The sequence below is a fragment of the Musicola keenii genome (assembly GCF_014855505.1).
GTDB lineage: Bacteria > Pseudomonadota > Gammaproteobacteria > Enterobacterales > Enterobacteriaceae > Musicola > Musicola paradisiaca.
Window position 1 is genome coordinate 1 of sequence record NZ_JAAWVW010000028.1, and the last position, 20,441, is coordinate 20,441.

Genomic DNA, 20,441 nt, shown 5'->3' on the forward strand with positions numbered 1-20,441 from the left:
GCAATGCCGCGATGCTGAAACTGCCGCCGAGACGGGAGCGGGAGTATGAAAGAGAAGTGAGGCAAAAAAAGCCCAAATACCCTTTTAAAAACAATGCCAGTCACCTTAAGTGACTGGCATTAGCCGATAGGCTCCCTCTTTTTGTTTATAGAACCCCTCGCCTGCTAGGCGGAGGGTTCCGTAAAGCTTCCAGCGTTGAGGCGGATATTTACTTTTACTGTTCGCCACTGTCGGCCGGTTTGTCCGTCGACGTGCTTGGTTGACGGCGTTTGCCGATATTTTTGCGATCGCGATGCCGAACCTTGACTTTGGCTTTTTGCTTCTCTTTTTCTTTCTCTTTTTGCTCTTTACGTTTGGCCAGGGCCTTCTTCGAGGGTTTCCCCGTGGACTTTTCGCTAGGCGCGCGCGTCGTTGGACGTAGTTCCTCAACAACGCGCATTTTGAGCGGTTCGTTCAGATAGCGGCTGACTTTTCCGAGCAGCAGATGATCGTGAGCTTCTACCAGTGAGATAGCGCATCCTTTGCGGCCTGCTCGTCCGGTACGCCCGATGCGGTGCAAATAAATATCGGCAGTACGCGGCATATCGAAGTTGAAAACATGGCTAATATCCAAAATATCCAGCCCCCGGGCCGCCACATCGGTTGCCACCAGTACGTTTACCCGGCCGTTGCTCAAACGTGTAATCGCCTCGTTGCGTTTGGCCTGCACCATTTCGCCTTCCAGATAGCAGGAGTCGATACCCGCCTGGCGAAGCCAATCGACTAGCTCATGCACGCGCTCGCGTTTGCGAACGAAAATAATGGAGCGGGTCACATCGGGTTGGCGAAGCAAATGGCACAGCAGCGCCGTCTTATGCTCGATATTGTCTGCCCGGTAGTACCATTGCAGTATTTTTTTCCGTTCCCGGCGTGAGGGATCCGCTTCAACAGAAACCGGTTCGTTGAGCAACCGTTCGGCGAAATCCTGAACCGCGTTGCCTTCCAGCGTAGCGGAGAACAGTAACGTTTGTTTGCGCCAGCGGGTTTCTCCGGCGATATGTTCGATGTCCTGGGCGAATCCCATATCCAGCATGCGGTCAGCCTCATCGAGAATTAACGTTTCCACTGCCCGGCAGTCGAAGTTTTCTTCTTTGATGTACTGCAACAGACGCCCTGTGGTTGCGACGACGACGTCCTGATTTTCGCTGAAGACTTCAGCATGGTTCATGTAGGCGACACCACCGGTGATCGTGGCGATATCCAGATGGGTATGAGCCGCTAACGTACGCGCTTGATCAGCAACCTGCATGGCCAGTTCCCGTGTCGGCGTCAGGATGAGGATACGAGGCGGTCCTGATTTTTTGCGAGGAAAATCCAGCAGATGTTGCAAGGCTGGCAGCAAGTAAGCGGCTGTTTTACCTGTGCCGGTCGGCGCGGATCCCAGTATGTCCCTGCCATCCATCGCCGGGGGAATCGCCGCCGCCTGAATGGCTGTCGGACGCTTGAACCCCATATCATTCAGGGCCTCAAGCAGGCTTTCATCAAGGTCAAACTCGGAAAAATTGGTTGCAGTCATGATCCACCTCTGTTCGGGGCGCCGATTATAGACGTATTACTCTGCTTGTTCATCTGTTAAAGCAGAACGGCGATTAAGCCCCCCGAAGAATGAATGCAATGGTTTCTGCGTGAAGTCGGGGGTGAGCGTCACCTATAATGCCGGATATTACCGCGTTGCGCTGACAGAAAAAGGATCGACATACATGAGTGCTCGGCAGCCTACGCCTGACTTGCGTGCTGATGGTTTTACTTTTAAACGGTTTTTTATTGCTCATGACCGCTGTGCCATGAAAGTGGGAACCGATGGCATATTACTGGGTGCTTGGGCGCCGTTGCGTCATGAAAGCCGGATTCTGGACGTTGGTTGCGGATCGGCGCTGATTTCCCTGATGCTGGCCCAACGATGTGAGGGACGGGTTCCGGTGGATGCCGTGGAGCTTGATATTGCAGCCAGCGAACAAGCGGCGGAAAACGTTGCGGCATCCCCCTGGCGCGATACGGTGGTGGTTCATCAGGCAGATATCGTCGAGTTTGCCTGTACGACGCCGCATCGCTATTCGCTGGTGGTGAGCAATCCGCCTTATTTTGCCGCTGGCGTCGCGTGCGCATCGCCACAGCGGACGCAGGCACGCTATACCAGCGCGTTGTCGCATGAGGCGTTGTTGCATTCGGTGAGTGCGGTGCTGATGCCGGAAGGGCGCTTTTGCGTGGTGTTGCCTAGCCAGATTGCCGGGGACTTTCTCTTCCTTGCTGAATCCTTGCAATGGCATTTGGCGTTGCGGGTTGATGTGGCTGACAATCCTCGGCGTCCGGTACATCGTGTCCTGCTGGCATTAACGCAAGCACCGATTGACCCTGTGTATAGCAGCGCGTTGTTGATCCGTGATGAATGGCAGCAATATTCACCGGATTATCGGGCGCTCACACGGGATTTCTACCTGTCTATGTGAGCGCTTGCTGACGGCTATGGCCGGGGGCGCTTACGGATGCAGCATGGTGGGCTGGAGAGTATCCGTATGTTCCGGGTAGTCCAGCGTGTAGTGCAGACCGCGGCTCTCTTTGCGGGCTAGCGCACACCGCACGATCAATTCGGAGACTTGCACCAGATTGCGTAATTCCAGCAGATTGTTGGAAATACGGAAATTGGCGTAATACTCGTTGATTTCCTGTTGCAACAGGTTAATGCGGCGGAGTGCGCGTTCCAGGCGTTTGGTGGTCCGCACGATGCCGACATAGTCCCACATGAATAGCCGAAGCTCATGCCAGTTGTGTTGGATGACCACCTTTTCGTCGGAGTTTTCCACCTGGCTTTCGTCCCAGGGGGGAAGGTTGTCGACCAGTGTTTTGTGGGGTAAACGCCGCAGAATGTCTTCGGCGGCTGACCAACCGTAGACCAAACATTCCAGCAATGAGTTCGATGCCATTCGGTTGGCGCCGTGCAGACCGGTATAGCTGACTTCGCCAATGGCGTAGAGGCCGCTGAGATCGGTGCGGCCCTGCTGATCTACCACCACTCCGCCACAGGTATAGTGGGCTGCGGGGACGATAGGGATCGGCTCCCGGGTAAGATCGATGCCCAGCGACAGGAGTTTGTCGTAAATAGTAGGGAAATGCTGGGTAATGAAGTCGGCGGGTTTGTGGCTGATATCCAGATACATGCAGTCCGCACCCAGCCGCTTCATTTCATGGTCGATGGCGCGCGCTACGATATCTCTGGGCGCCAGTTCCGCCCGAGCGTCGAATTCGGGCATGAAACGGCTGCCATCTGGTCGTTTCAGATAGGCGCCTTCACCACGCAGCGCCTCTGTCAGCAGGAAATTTCGTGCTTGCGGATGATAAAGGCAGGTGGGATGAAACTGGTTGAACTCCATGTTCGCCACCCGGCACCCTGCTCGCCATGCCATAGCGATACCATCGCCGGAAGAAATATCAGGATTGGTGGTGTATTGATAAACCTTCGAGGCACCGCCCGTGGCCAGAACGACAGCTTTGGCCCGGCAGGCTTCGACATGTTCCTTCTCCCGATTCCAGATGTAAGCGCCTACTACACGTTTGTGACCGGACAGCCCGAGCTTACTGGATGTGATCAAATCAACAGCATTGTAACGCTCCAACAGGATGATATTGGGATGCTGTCTGGCCTGAGATACCAGCGTGGTTTCCACTTCTTTGCCGGTGGCGTCTGCGGCATGCAGAATGCGACGATGGCTGTGGCCACCTTCGCGCGTCAGGTGGTAACGTGCTTCACCCTGCTCGTCGGTTTCAGTATCGAACAGCACGCCTTGATCGATCAGCCACTGAACACACTGTTTGGCATTTCGGGTGATAAAGGAAACTGCTTCGCGATCACACAGCCCATCACCGGCAATGAGCGTATCTTCAATATGCGACTCAATGCTGTCGGTTTCGTCGAAAACTGCGGCGATACCACCCTGAGCATAAAACGTGGCGCTTTCGTTCAAGGGGCCTTTGCTAAGCACCATAACTCTGGCATGAGAGGCCAGACGAAGTGCAAGGGAAAGCCCGGCGGCGCCGCTACCGATGATGAGGACATCACAAGAGTGTTCTGTCGTTGAATGGTGTTTTGTCGTCGAAGGCATGATGTTTGTTTAGTTTATAAAACAATGCTAGTGATGCTAGCATCAATAAATGCATTCATACATCATTTTTGTTTAGTTTATTAAACATTGTGGCGGAAGGGATGTTGCGGCTGGTGGTTCGGGATGCCAGGGGCGTACTTTTAACGTATGATTTTCATGGTTGTGTGACATACCTGACGGAATTGAACGAAGGTTGTCCGATGCATGTACGGCATGCTTTGCGTGAAGAGCAAAATAAAAATGCCATGTGTGGAACTTTATGACGCAAACCAGACTCGAAACGAGTGCTTGCTCGATTTTTATGATAATGGCTGGCGGTACGTAATTGGGGCGTGGAGGCAGATTTGGGGAGATATTACCTCGGATGAGCGAGCAGTTAGCGGATCAGGTGCTGGTTGAGCGGGTCCAGAGAGGCGACAGGGCGTCGTTTAATTTACTGGTCGTTCGCTACCAACATAAGGTGGCGAGTCTGGTATCCCGTTATGTTCCGCCCGGTGATGTACCTGACGTTGTACAGGAATCATTTATTAAAGCCTATCGCGCGCTAGAGTCATTTCGCGGAGAAAGCGCGTTCTATACCTGGCTGTATCGTATCGCGGTCAATACCGCAAAAAATTATTTGGTTGCTCAGGGGCGTCGTCCACCTTCCAGCGATGTGGACGCCAACGATGCCGAAAATTATGAAAATGTCGGCGCGTTAAAAGAAATTTCGAACCCTGAGAACTTAATGTTGTCAGAAGAGTTACGACGGATCGTTTTTCAGACTATTGAGTCGTTGCCTGAAGATTTGCGGATGGCGATTACATTACGTGAACTGGATGGGTTGAGTTATGAGGAGATTGCCGAAATCATGGACTGCCCCGTCGGTACCGTTCGGTCTCGAATATTCCGCGCAAGGGAAGCGATTGATAATAAAGTGCAACCGCTTATTCAGCGTTAGCTTGCTCTGAATGTTACTCATGACGAATTTGACAAGGTAGGGTGAGGTATGCAGAAAGAGAAACTTTCCGCTCTGATGGACGGTGAGGCGATAGATAATGAATTGCTGAAATCCTTGTCGCAAGACCAGGAGTTACAACAATGCTGGCAGAGTTATCATGTGGTTCGCGACACGTTGCGTGGAGAAGTCTGTGAACGCCTGTTGAATGTAGATATTGCATCCAGAGTGGCAGCAGCACTGGAGCAGGAGCCGGTGCGGATTGCTCCTCAACGGGTTCAGGATGCCCAACCTCATCCGGATGCATGGCAAAAAATGCCGTTCTGGCGTCGTGTGCGGCCGCTGGTCAGCCATTTGACGCAGATTGGTGTCGCGGCCTGTGTTTCGCTGGCAGTGATTGTCGGGGTTCAGCACTACCAGCAAAATAACGCTGCAATGGATAATACGGCGGATGCGCCGGTAATCAGTACATTGCCGGTTATGGGTTCGGCATCGCCGGTCAGTTTGAGCGTTCCATCGGAAAATGGCGTTGCACACTCCGGTCAGCGTCAGATGCAGGCGCAGCATGAACGGATTAATGCGCTGCTACAGGATTATGAGCTGCAACGCAGAGTGCATTCAGAGCAATTGCAGCCGCAGGGTGAACAACAGCAGGCTGCTGTACAGGTCCCAGGGACTCAATCATTAGGAATCCAGCCGCAGTAATGAAGCGTTTTTGGTTTGCCGCAAGTGTATTGCTGGGAAGCCTGTCTTATTCCTCCTTCGCCCCGGCGCAAAGCGATACCGGGGCGTTGTTGCAGCAGATGGGCAGCGCCAGTCGATCTTTGAATTATGAAATCCACTTCATCAACGTTTCCCGCCAGGGAATCGAATCGTTGCGTTATCGCCATATTATCGACGGGAAGGACACCTTGGCGGAGTTGGTTCATTTGGACGGCCCTCGGCGAGCTGTTGTTCAAAAAGGTCATGAAATCAGTTATTTCGAATCAGATTCTGAGCCTTTTACTTTGTCTGGCGATCATATTGTCGATGCGTTGCCTTCGCTGATTTTTGCTAATTTCGATCGGTTATCGACATATTACGATTTCATCCCAACCGGGCGTATTCGCCTGGCTGATCGGCAAGGTGATGTGATTCGGGTTGTATCTCGTGATGGTACCCGTTTCAGCTATGTTATCTGTCTGGATTCTGAGTCTCATTTACCATTGCGGGTCGATTTGCTCGATCAAAACGGCGAACTGTTGGAACAGTTCCGTATTGTTTCTCTTTCGTTTGATGACCATGAGGTTCAGTCGGCGGTAAAACCGCTGGATAGTCTGAATTTACCGCCACCGGTGAATATCCCGGCTGGGACTACAGCGAATTTCAACTGGATTAGCGAGTGGCTACCGGCAGGGGTTGAAGAGATCTCCCGCAGCCAAAGAACGTTGCCCGGCGTCAACGGCGTGGTGGAGTCGCGACTATATAGCGACGGTTTGTTTAGCTTTTCCGTCAATATCAGTCCGGTTGGCGAGAAACACCCTGATCAAAATGCGTTGCTGGGGCGTAAAGCTATTCATACCGAGGTTCGTAATGAGCACGAGATTACTGTGATTGGTGAGTTGCCGCTGGCGACGGCGAGACGAATCGCCGATAACGTGATATTCAAGGCATCACAATGATAAAAGAGTGGGCTACGGTTATTTCATGGCAAGCAGGCCGCGCCCTGTTGCGTTGTGAACCTCGTTCGGGATGCAGTAGTTGTCAGACTCGCACATCCTGCGGCACAGGGTTGCTCAGCGGGAATGACGGCGATAGTGTCATGCACCAACTGTGGGTTCCCTATTCAAAACCGTTACTGCCTGGGCAGCGAGTAGAAATTGGTCTTGCTGAAACCAGCTTACTGCGCTCGGCGATGCTGGTTTATCTGGTGCCTTTGCTGGGGCTGCTGGCTGGCGCAGGCGGAATGCAGTTTTGGTTGAACAGTGAACCGGCATCAGTGTTTGGCGCGTTCTTCGGGGCGGCAGTAAGCTTTATGGGGATCCATAGAATGTCGTCCAGAATGGGGAATGATCGACGCTATCAACCGGTTATTCTGCAGGTTGCCTTGCCTGAATCGGTATTACGTGCAAGCGTCACGCCTTAACCTGGCCATGATGGCTGTCCAGCAGATATCCCTTTCGCGATTAACTCCATATTTTTTCCTATTTAAATCACTTTTTACTGCTGTTTTCAGTTTATTTCTCGGGTATCGCTGCGGGAGCGTTCATAATCACAGGTATTGGTATCGGCCATGACTAGGTTTTCCCTCGCATGGCATGTAGAATGCTGCGATTCGGGTATATGACAGCAGCTATGGTTGTCAATGACGCGCATGCCGATCGGCAATAATTTCAGAAATACCAAGGTAGAAAAACTTTTATAATGAAGCATATACGAAATTTTTCCATTATTGCTCACATCGACCACGGTAAGTCGACTCTCTCTGATCGCATCATCCAGATCTGTGGTGGTTTGTCCGAACGGGAAATGGAAGCGCAGGTGCTGGATTCCATGGATCTGGAGCGTGAACGCGGCATTACCATCAAGGCGCAAAGCGTCACTCTGGATTACAAGGCGTCTGACGGTCAGATCTATCAGCTGAACTTCATCGATACGCCAGGCCATGTCGATTTTTCTTATGAAGTTTCCCGCTCTCTGGCTGCGTGTGAAGGCGCTCTGCTGGTGGTTGATGCCGGTCAGGGGGTTGAAGCGCAGACGTTGGCGAATTGCTATACCGCTATCGAGATGGATCTGGAAGTCGTTCCGGTTCTGAACAAGATTGACCTGCCGGCCGCCGATCCTGATCGCGTCAGTCAGGAAATCGAAGACATCGTCGGGATTGATGCCACGGATGCCGTGCGTTGCTCAGCAAAAACCGGCGTGGGCGTTCCGGAGGTACTTGAGCGCCTGGTGCGTGATATTCCGCCGCCGGTGGGTGATCCTGAAGCGCCGCTGCAGGCGTTGATCATTGACTCCTGGTTTGACAATTATTTGGGCGTCGTATCCCTGATTCGTATCAAGAACGGTAGCTTGCGTAAAGGCGATAAGGTCAAGGTGATGAGCACCGGCCAGGTTTATAATGCCGAACGTCTGGGTATTTTTACGCCGAAACAGGTTGACCGCGATGTGCTGCAATGTGGCGAGGTCGGTTGGTTGGTGTGTGCCATCAAAGATATTCTGGGTGCGCCAGTGGGGGATACCTTAACGCTGGCTCGTAACCCAGCGGAGACGCCGCTGCCGGGGTTCAAAAAAGTAAAACCCCAGGTTTATGCCGGTTTGTTCCCGGTCAGTTCCGATGACTATGAAGCGTTCCGCGATGCACTGGGTAAACTGAGCCTGAACGATGCGTCATTGTTTTACGAGCCGGAAAGTTCTACTGCGCTGGGTTTTGGTTTCCGTTGTGGTTTCCTTGGATTGTTGCACATGGAAATCATCCAGGAACGTCTGGAACGTGAATACGATCTGGATCTAATTACCACTGCGCCGACTGTCGTGTATGAAGTGGAAACCACCAGCCATGAAACCATCTACGTAGACAGTCCTTCCAAACTACCACCGGTCAACAATATCCATGAACTGCGGGAGCCGATCGCAGAATGCCATATGCTGATGCCGCAGGAGTATTTGGGTAATGTGATTACTCTCTGCGTAGAGAAGCGCGGTGTGCAGACCAATATGGTTTATCACGGCAACCAGGTTGCGCTGACTTATGACATTCCAATGGCGGAAGTGGTGTTGGATTTCTTTGATCGCCTCAAATCGACATCACGCGGTTATGCATCGCTGGATTATGGCTTCAAACGTTTCCAGACGTCTGACATGGTGCGAGTGGATGTGCTGATTAATAACGAGCGGGTCGATGCGCTGGCATTGATTACCCATCGCGAGAATTCACAGTACCGCGGCCGCGAGTTGGTAGAAAAAATGAAGGATTTAATCCCGCGTCAACAGTTCGATATCGCTATTCAGGCGGCTATCGGCAACCACATTATCGCGCGATCCACCGTGAAACAGCTGCGTAAAAACGTTCTGGCCAAGTGCTATGGCGGTGATGTCAGCCGTAAGAAGAAACTGTTGCAAAAACAGAAAGAGGGTAAAAAACGCATGAAGCAGGTAGGTAACGTCGAACTGCCACAGGAAGCGTTTTTGGCCATTCTGCATGTGGGCAAGGAAAGTAAATAACACCTGAGGAGTTGGCATGGCCAATATGTTTGCCTTGATTCTGGCGTTGGCGACGCTGGTGACTGGCATTGTCTGGTGCCTGGAGCGTTTCAAATGGGCCCCGGCTCGCCGCACCAAAGCCGCGGCGCTCAGTCAGCAAGCGGGTAGCACTGTTGGTGATACACCATCGGTGGTCAGCCTGAAGCAGCCCGGTTGGATTGAAACCTGTGCATCAGTATTCCCGGTATTAGCGTTAGTGTTTATTGTGCGTTCATTTATCTTCGAACCGTTCCAGATTCCGTCTGGTTCAATGATGCCAACCTTGCTGATTGGGGATTTTATTCTGGTGGAGAAATTCGCCTACGGCATTAAGGACCCGATAACCCAGACGACGCTGCTGGAAACTGGGCATCCGCAACGTGGCGACATTGCTGTGTTCAAGTATCCTGTCAACCCGAGGCTGGACTACATCAAGCGGGTGGTGGGGTTGCCAGGCGATCGCGTCAGCTATGATCCGCTTGCCAAGCAAGTCACCATCCAGCCGGGGTGCAATGATCCACAGCGTTGCGACAAGGCGTTGCCGGTGACTTATAGCAATGTTGAAGCCAGTGATTTTGTACAGACTTTTAACGGTACTGGCCGTGAAATGAGCAGTGGTTTCTATCAGATCCCTGTTGGTCAGCCCAGCGAGGGTATTCGCATGGCTGCTCGTAAAGAGACGCTGGGTGAAGTTACGCATAATATTCTGATGGTTCCCGGCGCGCAGGATCAGTTGGGGATGTACTATCAACAGTCGCGACAGCCGTTGGCATCCTGGGTTGTCCCCGCCGGTCATTATTTCATGATGGGTGATAATCGAGATAATAGTGCGGACAGTCGCTACTGGGGATTTGTGCCGGAGAAGAATCTGGTCGGCAAAGCAACGGCAATCTGGATGAGTTTTGAGAAACAGGAAGGCGAATGGCCTACCGGTATTCGCCTGAGTCGGATTGGCGGTATTCATTAAATCAATGTAAATAAACACGCAGCATATTTGAGTCTTCCGTTGTAGAATATTTCAAATAAATAAACGCAGGCTCCCGGGTGGGAGCCACTGCAAACGAAACAGTTTTGACTAGTAGTATGAAAAGACAGGTCTGTTCCGTATGCTGTTGTTTAATAAAGCATTATAGGTTTTCTGGTAACACATGAATCCCATCCTCATAAATCGCTTACAAAAAAAACTAGGTTATACTTTCCAACAATACGATCTTTTATTGCAGGCTCTGACCCATCGTAGCGCCAGCAGTAAACATAATGAAAGGCTGGAGTTTCTCGGAGATTCCATTCTGAGTTTTGTGATCGCTAATGCGTTATATCATCGTTTTCCTCGTGTTGATGAAGGCGATATGAGCCGGATGCGCGCTACATTGGTTCGTGGCAATACGCTGGCGGAAATTGCCCGGGAATTTGAATTGGGCGAGTGTCTGCGGCTTGGGCCGGGAGAGTTGAAAAGCGGCGGTTTTCGTCGTGAATCCATTCTGGCGGATACCGTGGAGGCGTTGATTGGCGGCGTGTTCCTGGATAGTGATATTCAGACGGTCGAACGTCTGATTCTCAAGTGGTATCAGAGCCGTCTGGATGCCATCAGTCCCGGAGATAAACAGAAAGATCCGAAAACCCGATTGCAAGAGTTTTTGCAAGGACGACACCTTCCGCTGCCGACATATCTGGTGGTGCAGGTGCGGGGGGAAGCACACGATCAGGAGTTCACTATTCACTGCCAGGTTAGCGGTTTCGGCGAGCCGGTAGTGGGAACCGGATCAAGCCGTCGCAAAGCTGAACAGGCTGCGGCCGAACAAGCGTTGAAAAAGCTGGAACTTGAATGAGCGAAGAGCAAACCTACTGCGGCTTTGTCGCAATAGTCGGCCGTCCGAATGTCGGCAAATCCACCTTACTGAACCAGTTACTGGGTCAGAAGATATCTATTACCTCCCGCAAACCGCAGACGACACGCCATCGCATTATGGGGATCCATACGGAAGGGCCGTATCAGGCTATCTATGTGGATACACCAGGGCTACACATTGAAGAAAAGCGAGCTATCAACCGGTTGATGAACCGTGCCGCCAGCAGTTCGATTGGTGATGTAGAACTCATTGTTTTCGTTGTGGAAGGTACCCACTGGACCGACGATGACGAGATGGTGGTCAATAAGTTGCGGGAACAAAAAACACCTGTCGTGCTTGCGATCAATAAGGTCGATAACATTACGGATAAGTCTTTGTTGTTGCCCCATATCCAGATGTTGAGCGAAAAGATGAAATTTTTGGATGTGGTGCCTATTTCAGCGGAAAAAGGCACTAACGTTGATGCGATTGCCAGCATTGTGCGTAAACATCTGCCGCAGAGTCTTCATCATTTTCCGGAAGACTATATTACCGATCGTTCCCAGCGGTTTATGGCGTCTGAGATTATTCGTGAAAAACTGATGCGTTTTTTGGGCGAAGAGCTGCCGTATTCGGTAACAGTGGAGATTGAACGCTTCGTCGCCAATGAGCGTGGTGGGTATGACATTAACGGGTTAATTCTGGTAGAGCGCGAAGGCCAAAAGAAAATGGTGATTGGCAATAAAGGCGCCAAGATCAAAACGATTGGCATTGAAGCGCGTCAGGATATGGAACGGATGTTCGAAGCTCGGGTTCATCTCGAACTGTGGGTGAAAGTTAAATCAGGCTGGGCGGATGATGAACGTGCGCTGCGTAGCCTGGGATATATCGACGATTTATAAGGGTCGATGCCTATGGAGGGATGGCAGCGCGCGTTTGTGCTTCATGGGCGACCTTATAGTGAAACCAGCCTGTTGCTGGACTTGTTCACTGAAAATGAAGGGCGGGTCAGAGTGCTGGCCAAAGGAGCCCGGGCCCGTCGTTCAAACCTTAAAGGTGCTCTCCAACCGTTTACGCCGCTGTTGGTTCGTTGGGGAGGGCGCGGCGAAGTCAAAACGTTGCGCAATGCCGAGCCCGTTTCGCTGGCATTACCACTTCATGGTGCTTTGCTCTATAGCGGTTTATATGTCAATGAGCTGCTGATGCGAGTCCTGGAATTCGAAACCGACTATTCCGCTTTATTCTTTGATTATCTTTATTGCTTACAACAACTTGCCGCAGCACAAGGGTCTCCGGAGCCTGCCTTGCGGCGATTCGAACTGGCATTATTGGCGCATCTTGGGTATGGCGTTGATTTTCTCCACTGCGCGGGCAGCGGGGAGCCGGTTTCCGACACGATGACTTACCGTTACCGGGAAGAAAAAGGGTTTATCGCTAGTCTGGTGGTGGATAATCGTAGTTTTACCGGTAGAGAGTTACAGGCGCTTGCTGCCCGCGAATTCCTGGACATGGAGGCGTTGCGTGCTGCTAAACGTTTCACTCGCATCGCTCTGAAGCCTTATTTGGGGCCTCGCCCGCTGAAAAGCAGAGAACTGTTTCGGCAATTTCTGCCTAAACGATACATGCCGCCTTCGAAAGGAGAGGCATAAGTTAATGTGAATATGCCGTCGCGGTTATCATGGGTGTACACTGACGCAATCGTTTTACTGATGAAGGATAAATCATGTCTGAGTTGTTGTTGGGCGTAAATATCGATCACGTCGCCACCTTGCGTAATGCGCGTGGTACTGCGTATCCGGATCCGGTGCAGGCGGCATTTATCGCCGAACAGGCGGGAGCAGATGGGATCACTGTGCATTTGCGGGAAGATCGGCGCCATATCACCGATAGGGATGTCAGGTTGTTGCGTCAAACCATCCAGACCCGGATGAATCTGGAAATGGCAGTGACTGATGAAATGCTGGCTATTGCCTGTGAACTGAAACCGCATTTTTGTTGCCTGGTACCGGAAAAACGCCAGGAAGTCACAACGGAAGGCGGCCTGGACGTTGCCGGACAGTTGGAAAGAATGAAGATCTCGGTAGCCAGATTGCGTGATGCCGGGATTCAGGTTTCCCTGTTTATTGATGCGGATCATGCGCAGATAGACGCTGCCGCCGCCTGTGGCGCACCCTATATTGAAATCCACACTGGCGCCTATGCCGATGCGGCTGATGAACACACCCGCCAGCTAGAATTTGCCCGCATTCGTGAGGCAGCCGTTTATGCCGCCGGCTTGGGGATTAACGTTAATGCCGGGCACGGATTGACCTATCACAATGTACAACCTATTGCAGCACTGCCTGAGATGCATGAGTTGAACATCGGTCACGCCATTATTGGTAGAGCAGTGATGAGTGGTCTCGCCGACGCAGTCGCAGACATGAAGTCCCTGATGCGGGAAGCACGTCGTTAATGGCAATACTGGGGCTCGGTACGGATATTGTAGAGATCGCCAGAATTGAAGCGGTGGCCGGGCGTTCCGGCGACCGTTTGGCTAGACGGGTTCTTAGTGAGCATGAGTGGCGGCAATACCAGATGCATCATCAGCCGATGCGTTTTCTTGCCAAGCGTTTCGCAGTAAAGGAAGCTGCGGCTAAAGCGTTTGGTACTGGAATTCGAAATGGCTTGGCTTTTGCCCATTTTGAGGTGTTCAACAATGGAATGGGAAAACCTGAACTGAAATTGCTCGCTCGCGCGGCAGAACTGGCTGTGGAAATGGGCGTAAGACACATTCATGTTTCTCTGGCGGATGAGCGGCACTATGCCTGTGCCACAGTCATCATTGAGAGTTGAATGATGAGTCAGAGTTTATCTGCATGGTGCAACTGAACGAATTTCTCCCAAAGTTGCTCGGTATTTTCCTGGCGGTTGGGATCTTTCAGAATTGTATTATCGATCGGGCAAACCCGTTGGCAGGTGGGGATGTCATAATGTCCGACACATTCGGTACAGCGTAACGGGTCTATTTCATAAATCTCTATCCCCATGGAGATTGCCTGATTAGGGCATTCCGGTTCACACATATCGCAGTTTATGCATTTTGCGGTAATCAGCAGAGCCATGTTATTTCCCTTCTATAAAACGGCGCCGATTATACTCTGGCAATGTGTTTTACACACTCGGTACCTTCATCAAGGCGATGAGGCCGAGTAAAACACAAAAACAGAGTCTATTCTGCTGATTGATAGCGTATATGGCGGGTAGACTTAACTTGATTATGTAGTTGCAGTGTGTTTTTTTCATAGTCGTTTGATATAAAAACAATTTTTCCCATGCAATGTATCCGTCATGTTTACTTTGTAATGTAATTCATCTTACATCCGGCCAGGATAAAGTTTGTCAGGGTTCACTCGATAAACTTATATGTGCATGTGGTATATTTTTTGTTGGTAAGCGTATCTTTCATGGCGGAATATCTGGTGCAGCAAAATAGTCACTTTAATCAGTCCGGCCCTGCCATCTCTTCATCAGGAGAAGAAGGATGCGTTGATGTTGATTCTTGGCGCTGTTGCCATCGACGCTACACATTTCAGCCGATTTATCGGACATCAGGTCGGCTGATGGGAATCGAATTGTTGACCGCCGTATTTCATCCCTCTTCTCCCCAGACTCTCCTCTCGCCCGAGAAATATTTTTCCCACCTTAATGTTGTTGAACGGTTGGATATTGTTATTGATCAACTTCGGTTTCTGAATCAGTGGTCTCTCCGTTTCCAGAACGATGGCTTGCGTGCGTCCGTCAATATCGATGGCTTGACGCTTCTAGCTCTGCAGGACAACCGTGCAGCAAAGAAACTGCTCTCTTCTATGCCGTGGTTGCGTTTTGAACTGGTAGAGAACCTGGATGTGCTCCCCAAAGACAAGCTGGCGGGGTTGCCAGAGGCGAATCGATTGTGGCTGGATGATTTTGGATGTGGCGTTGCTAATTTTTCTTCTCTTTCTCTGACCAGGTATGACTGTATCAAAATAGCCAGAGAGTTATTCATTATGTTGTTGAAAACGGAGCAAGGACGTCAGCTATTTCCTTATCTGATCACGTTACTGGCCAGCTATTGCAACGACGTAGTGATTGAAGGTGTTGAAACCGAAGAAGAATGGGAGATAGTCAAACAGTCCAATGCCTCTGCTGCGCAAGGGTATTTCCTTTCCAGACCTCAACCTTTTGAAAAAATAGACAGTCTTCACACCGAACTCTAGAACACTCGTTTTTTTGCCAAGATTTTCTCCGCAACCCCATGTATCGTTTTCGTCCACAGCGTTCGCTTTTGTATATCAGGGAGCGCTGACCGCGTCAGAAGCAGCCCTGGATTTTTCTATAACAAAAAATAAATTATTAGTTTACTAATGGTGGGGTTCGTGTTTTTTATGGCTTGTTTTTTGTAAAAAACTAGTGTTTTATGTGGTAGATAATTGAGTTTTTGACGTGAGAAAGCGCTATTTTGTTGAAAACGAGATCATTTCGCAATGGATGTGCTTCTCGGTTAATGTGATATATAATTATTTGATTTTTAATAAAAAAAGTATAAATGTTTGTTACCAACGATCAAAAACAAGCTTATGATAGATTTTTTTGATTAAAATAATATTACCTATTGGTATAAGTGATTTGCTTACGAAAAATTGATGGTCACAATATTGCGCTACAAAATGCGTAAAGGGGGGTATCTAATTATTAGTCAAGCTTATATCTATAACGATTATTAATATAGCTGATTCAATTAGTGCCTGATTCTTACCCTTGGGGGCTGCACGCGGCGATATGGAGGCTTTATGCTGTCGTTTTTATGTTTGTGAACTATCCATGAGAGCCGGATAGTTTTTTTATTCTCCCTTTCTACTCTCCGGAAATGTGCCGACCCTGAAAACCCATGTGAGGGGATGTTTTTGCCGGGATTTTTCATTTTCAGTGATTCGACGTTTTGTACGTTCAGGACCATTTGGGCCTGAGGGGAGTGTTATTGTGTATGAAATTATAATAATTCTATTAATAGTGCTCTTAGTGGTTTCTTCGGCAAGAAATCGTCGGCTTCAGGAGAAAAGCAATTCAGATCAAAAAAAGCAAGATTTTCTGAATATGATTTTCTTTGCTGCCGAGTACAGCCCTGCATCGATAATGATTGCTGATGAAAACTGTGAAATCGTTTATGTGAATCGTCAATTCACGACGATGTCGGGATATGAGGCGGAAGAGATTCTTGGCAGAAAAACCAATATATTAAGTTCCGGAATGACCAATGCCAGTGTTTATGACGAATTATGGTCAACGCTGAATAAAGGTGAAGTCTGGAATGGAGAATTTATTAATCGTAAGAAAAACGGACAGTTATATTGGGAAAAAGCCAGTATCGTAAAAATATATAATAAAGCCAGTAATTCCATGCAGTATGTTGGTATAAAAATAGACATTACCGAGCGTAAGACTCAGGAACATCATGATAATTCATATAATCGCGCACTGGAGCTGCTATCTAGCGGCGCGCCGCTGAAAGATATTCTTGACGCAATTATTTTCAGCGTGGAAGAGAAAAACCCTGGGCGTATCGTGTGCTCTGTATTGTTGGTTGATAAGGAAAAGAAATGTTTGGCTCTGGGTTCTGCGCCCAGCCTGCCGGGCTTTTATAAAAATGCCATGCATAACGTGAAGATTGCTGATGGTGCCGCCTCTTTTGGAACCGCTGCATATAGTGGAAAACGTGTTATCGCAGAAGATATATCTACACATCCCCACTGGTCTCTTTATAAAGGTCTGGCATTGTATGCCGGGCTACGTTCATGTTGGTCGGAGCCTATTTTTGGTCAGAATAAAGAAATATTAGGTGTCCTTAGCGTTTATCATCGAAAAGTCTATTCTCCGACGGAAGATGAAATTGCATCCATTGAAAAATCGGCGCAGTTGGTCGCCGTCGCGATTGAGCGATATCGCGCAATCGATATGTTGCGTCGCAGCGAAGAGCATTACCGCCAGCTGGCGCATTACGACTCTCTCACATCGCTGGCGAATGGGTTAACGTTTGCCGAGCAGATGGAGCAAGCTATCCAGCTCTCCAAACAGACTGGCAGGAAGATTGCACTGATGTTCCTTGATTTGGACAAGTTTAAACAAATCAACGATACCTTTGGCCACGCGACAGGCGATTTACTGTTGAAGGAAGCTGCCGCACGTATGCGTAGCGCGGTGCGGGATACCGACACCGTATATCGCCGGAGCGGTGATGAATTCATCATCCTGTTGCAGGGAATTAAAGAAATTGAAAATACACTGTATGTTGCAGATAAAATCCATCATGCCTTGAATGAGCCCTTCTTTATCGAAGGGAAGAAGCTCGATATATCGTGCAGTATCGGTATTGCGCTATATCCGGAGCATGGAACGGATTCGCTGACGCTGGCAATCAACGCAGATGCCGCCATGTACCAGGCTAAAGCGTTGGGGCGGAGCCAGACCCAGATCTACCACGATCTCAATAGCACCCATCAGTGAATTCGACAGAAACCCGCTGCATATACTGCCCCGTTCCTTCTTCTGTCTGATATGCACCTAACTTGGCTATTGCATCACCTCGCCCCGTTATAATGCTTGACCCTGATTAATATCCCGTCCGGAATCGAATTGGTTTGAACCGTGGTTCGAACATCAGCGCGACGTATTGATCTGACCTTTCTTTAATGCATCCATCACAATTGTTTTGGGGCCATCGGCAATCACACGCCCTTTATCAAGAATGATGAGCCTGTCGACCAGCGCCAACATGGAAACCCGATGAGTGACCAATATCAGCGTCTTATCCTCAAGGAAAGGCATCAGCGCCTGACGAAACCGGTCCTCACTGCTGTTGTCCATTGCGCTGGTGGGCTCATCCATCACCAGGATCGGTGGTTCCAGCAATAAGGCTCGAGCGATGGCGACGGCTTGCCGCTGCCCCCCGGATAACTGTAAGCCGCGCTCGCCGACCTGCAGGTTGTATCCGTCAGGGTGTAACCGGGCGAATTCATTAATCCCGGCAATGTCGGCCGCTTTCAACATGGCCTCGTCTTCGATATAACGTGCGCCGCAGAGTAGATTCTCGCGCAACGTCCCGTTGAATAGCTGGATATCCTGCGGTACATAGCCGATGTTATGGCGCAGATCGCCGACATCAAGCTGGCGAGCGTCCATTCCGTCAATTAATAAATTGCCGTGCGAAGGGGAATAAAGCCCGAGCAGCAATTTTTCCAATGTGCTTTTTCCCGATCCAGTCCTGCCGATAATGCCTACTTTTTCACCGGGACGGATCGAAAGGTTAAGATCTGTCAGCGTGCATTTTTTTTGCTCCGGATACTGAAAGGTGACATCGCGAAATTCAATGCTACCGCGAATATTTTCTCGTGTGAGCGGTCGTTGCGCTTCATGGCGTTCCTGCGGTGATTGCAGTATCTGATGGACGGCATCTACCGCCAGACGGGCATGAAGCGTGCGGCTCAGGCGCGAGGCCAACGTATTCAGAGGCGCCAGTATTCGGCTGTTGAGCATATAACAGGCGATCAATGCGCCGGGCGAGAGTGTATCGCCCATGATTCGGTAGACGCCCAGTACCACGATGATGAGCCCGGCGAATTGTGTTCCCCAGTGAGTCAGGCTAGAAGAAAAGGCGGCCAGTGAGTTGATGCGGGCCCTGAGCCGGCTGAGCAACCCAACATTTTGCTCCCATTGGTATTGCCGTTCACTCTCTGCATTATTGATTTTGATGGTATCCAGCCCGTACAAGGTTTCTATCAATAACGAGGTTTGTTCACTGAGAAGCGGTTGTGATTTCCTGATGGCGTTTGATAACGGCAATTGTAAGAGCCAGTATGCCGCACTTAGCCCCAGACATGTCAGCAACGGAACCCAAACCAGAGGCCCGCCGATAAACCCCATGACGATCAAGGCCAGTACGGTAAAGGGAATATCCAGCAGCGCGCTCAAATTTTGGGGGGTGAGAAAGTGTCTCAATCCCTGCAGGGCAAGCATGTTGTGAATAAGTGGGCTTGCTTGCTGCCGGGCGGCGGTCTGCATGCCCAATAGCCGTTCAAATAATGTCGCAGACGCGGTCACATCAATTCTCTTGGCTGCTTTGTTCAGACAGAGATGCTGTAGAGCACGCAGTAGCAGCTCAAACAACTGAGCAATGATGATGCCTGAAGCCAGCATCCACAGGGTTTCGGTGGTTTGGCGGGGAATTACGTGATCATAGATGTGCATCACGAATAACGGAAGACTTAGCGCGATGGCGCTTATCAGCAGGCTGGCGATAGCAGCATCCAGATAAAAGAAGCGCGACAAGTTCAGGATTTCGCTGACACATGAATAAGTCCGGGAGAGTAGCGGAGAAACATGCTGTTCAAAGCGATGACGCGGCTGGGCGAACAGCACCAAACCCAGATAATTCTGCTGTAGAGTATTGTGGTCGAGGGTTATTTCGCCGCCCTCCGTTTCGCTCGGCATGATACGAGCCGACCCATCGTCATTCCACCCCAGCAGGATAGCCGCCCGGCCTTCCCGGAGCATCAGCATGGCAGGCAGCGACATTCTGGGGATTGCTGATAATGAGCGTTTGAGGATCCGGGCCTGCAAACCGGCACGGGCGGCGGCTGTCGGTAGCAAATTGATGGTTAAACGCTGTTCTTTCAGGGGTAATCCGGCGGTCAGCGCCGTGCGGCTGGAGGCTTTCCCCTGTAACCGGCACAGTACCAAAAGGCTGTCGAGCAGCGGGTCATCATGACGACTGCGAAAGTCCTGATAGTGGCGAGACACGGGATTTTCCGTATCATCCGGCGGTTGTCCATGAAATGCATTCATGCTGTGGCGTGTTCCCTAACCATCATGACTGCCCGGTGGCAAAAGCGTCGAGGTCAATCAAAAAAGTGATATAACTCAAATGCATTAACTGAATGCATTGGACTCATACAGTTAACGGTTACAAGTATTATTGATGGTAGAACGTATCGGACGCAACTCTTCATTCTACTCGTCGGAGATATTGTCGCGTAAATGGCTGGCGGTGCGCAGTCAGGGGCGGGGGGAGCCGTGAACTCGGGCGAGTATTATTGACGATATCTTGCTCAACCCGCGTTGAGGTGACATTCTGAGCGATAGATCGATGATGTCGTGTCGGGTTAAGACGGAAGCGGCTATCTGTCCAATCTGAGGGTATCGATCGTAGCCGGGTAAAGCACTATTCGGAATAAAACCTTCATATCTATCTGGGGAAGCCACCTTTTGACAAAATATGACGGCGGTTTTGAGACCGGTAGCGAA

At 50.3% G+C, this 20,441-nt stretch carries 18 protein-coding genes; 14 read left to right on the forward strand and 4 right to left on the reverse strand.

All coding sequences use genetic code 11. The features are described 5' to 3' along the window. Positions 1-214: 214 nt before the first annotated feature. Positions 215-1,555: an ATP-dependent RNA helicase SrmB gene (srmB, locus tag HEP82_RS18505; RefSeq protein ID WP_192459416.1), complete on the reverse strand. Its 1,341-nt coding sequence runs from the start codon at positions 1,553-1,555 to the stop codon at positions 215-217. A gap of 184 nt (positions 1,556-1,739) precedes the next feature. On the opposite strand from srmB, the gene trmN reads away from it, so the two are divergent. Further along, positions 1,740-2,486, forward strand: a complete 747-nt coding sequence (gene trmN / locus HEP82_RS18510; protein ID WP_192459417.1) for a tRNA(1)(Val) (adenine(37)-N(6))-methyltransferase TrmN — start codon at positions 1,740-1,742, stop codon at positions 2,484-2,486. 30 nt (positions 2,487-2,516) lie between these two features. On the opposite strand, the gene nadB is transcribed toward trmN, so the two are convergent. Beyond that, positions 2,517-4,136, reverse strand: a complete 1,620-nt coding sequence (nadB, locus tag HEP82_RS18515; RefSeq protein ID WP_192459418.1) for an L-aspartate oxidase — start codon at positions 4,134-4,136, stop codon at positions 2,517-2,519. 364 nt (positions 4,137-4,500) lie between these two features. On the opposite strand from nadB, the gene rpoE reads away from it, so the two are divergent. The 11 genes from rpoE (at position 4,501) to acpS (ending at position 13,958) form a co-directional block, all read left to right on the forward strand. Beyond that, complete coding sequence (rpoE, locus tag HEP82_RS18520) at positions 4,501-5,076, forward strand: RNA polymerase sigma factor RpoE (protein ID WP_015854473.1); 576 nt, start codon at positions 4,501-4,503, stop codon at positions 5,074-5,076. Positions 5,077-5,124: 48 nt separating this feature from the next. After that, positions 5,125-5,778, forward strand: a complete 654-nt coding sequence (gene rseA / locus HEP82_RS18525) for an anti-sigma-E factor RseA (RefSeq protein WP_192459419.1) — start codon at positions 5,125-5,127, stop codon at positions 5,776-5,778. Continuing rightward, positions 5,778-6,734: a sigma-E factor regulatory protein RseB gene (rseB, locus tag HEP82_RS18530; RefSeq protein ID WP_192459420.1), complete on the forward strand. Its 957-nt coding sequence runs from the start codon at positions 5,778-5,780 to the stop codon at positions 6,732-6,734. The genes rseA and rseB overlap by 1 nt, the downstream gene beginning before the upstream one ends. Then, positions 6,731-7,198: a SoxR-reducing system protein RseC gene (gene rseC / locus HEP82_RS18535; RefSeq protein ID WP_192459421.1), complete on the forward strand. Its 468-nt coding sequence runs from the start codon at positions 6,731-6,733 to the stop codon at positions 7,196-7,198. Before rseB ends, rseC begins: the two co-directional genes overlap by 4 nt. Before the next feature lie 278 nt (positions 7,199-7,476). After that, positions 7,477-9,276, forward strand: coding sequence for a translation elongation factor 4 (gene lepA, locus HEP82_RS18540; RefSeq protein ID WP_192459422.1), 1,800 nt, complete (start codon positions 7,477-7,479; stop codon positions 9,274-9,276). A gap of 16 nt (positions 9,277-9,292) precedes the next feature. Then, positions 9,293-10,261: a signal peptidase I gene (gene lepB, locus HEP82_RS18545; protein WP_192459423.1), complete on the forward strand. Its 969-nt coding sequence runs from the start codon at positions 9,293-9,295 to the stop codon at positions 10,259-10,261. A gap of 181 nt (positions 10,262-10,442) precedes the next feature. Beyond that, positions 10,443-11,123 (forward strand): ribonuclease III, encoded by a 681-nt coding sequence (gene rnc / locus HEP82_RS18550; RefSeq protein WP_192459424.1) that lies wholly within the window; start codon positions 10,443-10,445, stop codon positions 11,121-11,123. Continuing rightward, on the forward strand, positions 11,120-12,025 hold the full coding sequence (era, locus tag HEP82_RS18555) for a GTPase Era (protein ID WP_192459425.1): 906 nt from the start codon (positions 11,120-11,122) through the stop codon (positions 12,023-12,025). Before rnc ends, era begins: the two co-directional genes overlap by 4 nt. A 12-nt stretch (positions 12,026-12,037) precedes the next feature. Then, positions 12,038-12,772 (forward strand): DNA repair protein RecO, encoded by a 735-nt coding sequence (gene recO, locus HEP82_RS18560; RefSeq protein WP_192459426.1) that lies wholly within the window; start codon positions 12,038-12,040, stop codon positions 12,770-12,772. A 74-nt stretch (positions 12,773-12,846) separates the two neighbouring features. Beyond that, positions 12,847-13,578 (forward strand): pyridoxine 5'-phosphate synthase, encoded by a 732-nt coding sequence (pdxJ, locus tag HEP82_RS18565; RefSeq protein WP_192459427.1) that lies wholly within the window; start codon positions 12,847-12,849, stop codon positions 13,576-13,578. Continuing rightward, a complete protein-coding gene (gene acpS, locus HEP82_RS18570; protein WP_192459428.1) occupies positions 13,578-13,958 on the forward strand; it encodes a holo-ACP synthase in 381 nt (126 codons plus the stop codon). Before pdxJ ends, acpS begins: the two co-directional genes overlap by 1 nt. An 8-nt stretch (positions 13,959-13,966) precedes the next feature. Here acpS and HEP82_RS18575 read toward each other — a convergent pair whose 3' ends face one another. Further along, a complete protein-coding gene (locus HEP82_RS18575) occupies positions 13,967-14,227 on the reverse strand; it encodes a YfhL family 4Fe-4S dicluster ferredoxin (protein ID WP_192459429.1) in 261 nt (86 codons plus the stop codon). Between the two features lie 342 nt (positions 14,228-14,569). Here HEP82_RS18575 and pdeH point away from each other — a divergent pair, with 342 nt between their 5' ends. After that, positions 14,570-15,361 carry a cyclic-guanylate-specific phosphodiesterase gene (gene pdeH, locus HEP82_RS18580; RefSeq protein ID WP_192459430.1) on the forward strand — a complete coding sequence of 264 codons (792 nt, stop codon included), beginning with the start codon at positions 14,570-14,572 and terminating at the stop codon, positions 15,359-15,361. Between the two features lie 763 nt (positions 15,362-16,124). Continuing rightward, positions 16,125-17,645 carry a sensor domain-containing protein gene (locus tag HEP82_RS18585; protein ID WP_192459431.1) on the forward strand — a complete coding sequence of 507 codons (1,521 nt, stop codon included), beginning with the start codon at positions 16,125-16,127 and terminating at the stop codon, positions 17,643-17,645. A 153-nt stretch (positions 17,646-17,798) separates the two neighbouring features. Here HEP82_RS18585 and HEP82_RS18590 read toward each other — a convergent pair whose 3' ends face one another. Then, positions 17,799-19,982: a type I secretion system permease/ATPase gene (locus tag HEP82_RS18590; protein ID WP_192459432.1), complete on the reverse strand. Its 2,184-nt coding sequence runs from the start codon at positions 19,980-19,982 to the stop codon at positions 17,799-17,801. Between the last annotated feature and the right edge of the window lie 459 nt (positions 19,983-20,441).

Coding starts and splice junctions, on each gene's coding strand:
- srmB (WP_192459416.1), bottom strand. CDS start 1,555: ATGACTGCAACCAATTTTTCCGAGTTTGACCTTGATGAAAGCCTGCTT.
- trmN (WP_192459417.1), top strand. CDS start 1,740: ATGAGTGCTCGGCAGCCTACGCCTGACTTGCGTGCTGATGGTTTTACT.
- nadB (WP_192459418.1), bottom strand. CDS start 4,136: ATGCCTTCGACGACAAAACACCATTCAACGACAGAACACTCTTGTGAT.
- rpoE (WP_015854473.1), top strand. CDS start 4,501: ATGAGCGAGCAGTTAGCGGATCAGGTGCTGGTTGAGCGGGTCCAGAGA.
- rseA (WP_192459419.1), top strand. CDS start 5,125: ATGCAGAAAGAGAAACTTTCCGCTCTGATGGACGGTGAGGCGATAGAT.
- rseB (WP_192459420.1), top strand. CDS start 5,778: ATGAAGCGTTTTTGGTTTGCCGCAAGTGTATTGCTGGGAAGCCTGTCT.
- rseC (WP_192459421.1), top strand. CDS start 6,731: ATGATAAAAGAGTGGGCTACGGTTATTTCATGGCAAGCAGGCCGCGCC.
- lepA (WP_192459422.1), top strand. CDS start 7,477: ATGAAGCATATACGAAATTTTTCCATTATTGCTCACATCGACCACGGT.
- lepB (WP_192459423.1), top strand. CDS start 9,293: ATGGCCAATATGTTTGCCTTGATTCTGGCGTTGGCGACGCTGGTGACT.
- rnc (WP_192459424.1), top strand. CDS start 10,443: ATGAATCCCATCCTCATAAATCGCTTACAAAAAAAACTAGGTTATACT.
- era (WP_192459425.1), top strand. CDS start 11,120: ATGAGCGAAGAGCAAACCTACTGCGGCTTTGTCGCAATAGTCGGCCGT.
- recO (WP_192459426.1), top strand. CDS start 12,038: ATGGAGGGATGGCAGCGCGCGTTTGTGCTTCATGGGCGACCTTATAGT.
- pdxJ (WP_192459427.1), top strand. CDS start 12,847: ATGTCTGAGTTGTTGTTGGGCGTAAATATCGATCACGTCGCCACCTTG.
- acpS (WP_192459428.1), top strand. CDS start 13,578: ATGGCAATACTGGGGCTCGGTACGGATATTGTAGAGATCGCCAGAATT.
- HEP82_RS18575 (WP_192459429.1), bottom strand. CDS start 14,227: ATGGCTCTGCTGATTACCGCAAAATGCATAAACTGCGATATGTGTGAA.
- pdeH (WP_192459430.1), top strand. CDS start 14,570: ATGGCGGAATATCTGGTGCAGCAAAATAGTCACTTTAATCAGTCCGGC.
- HEP82_RS18590 (WP_192459432.1), bottom strand. CDS start 19,982: ATGAATGCATTTCATGGACAACCGCCGGATGATACGGAAAATCCCGTG.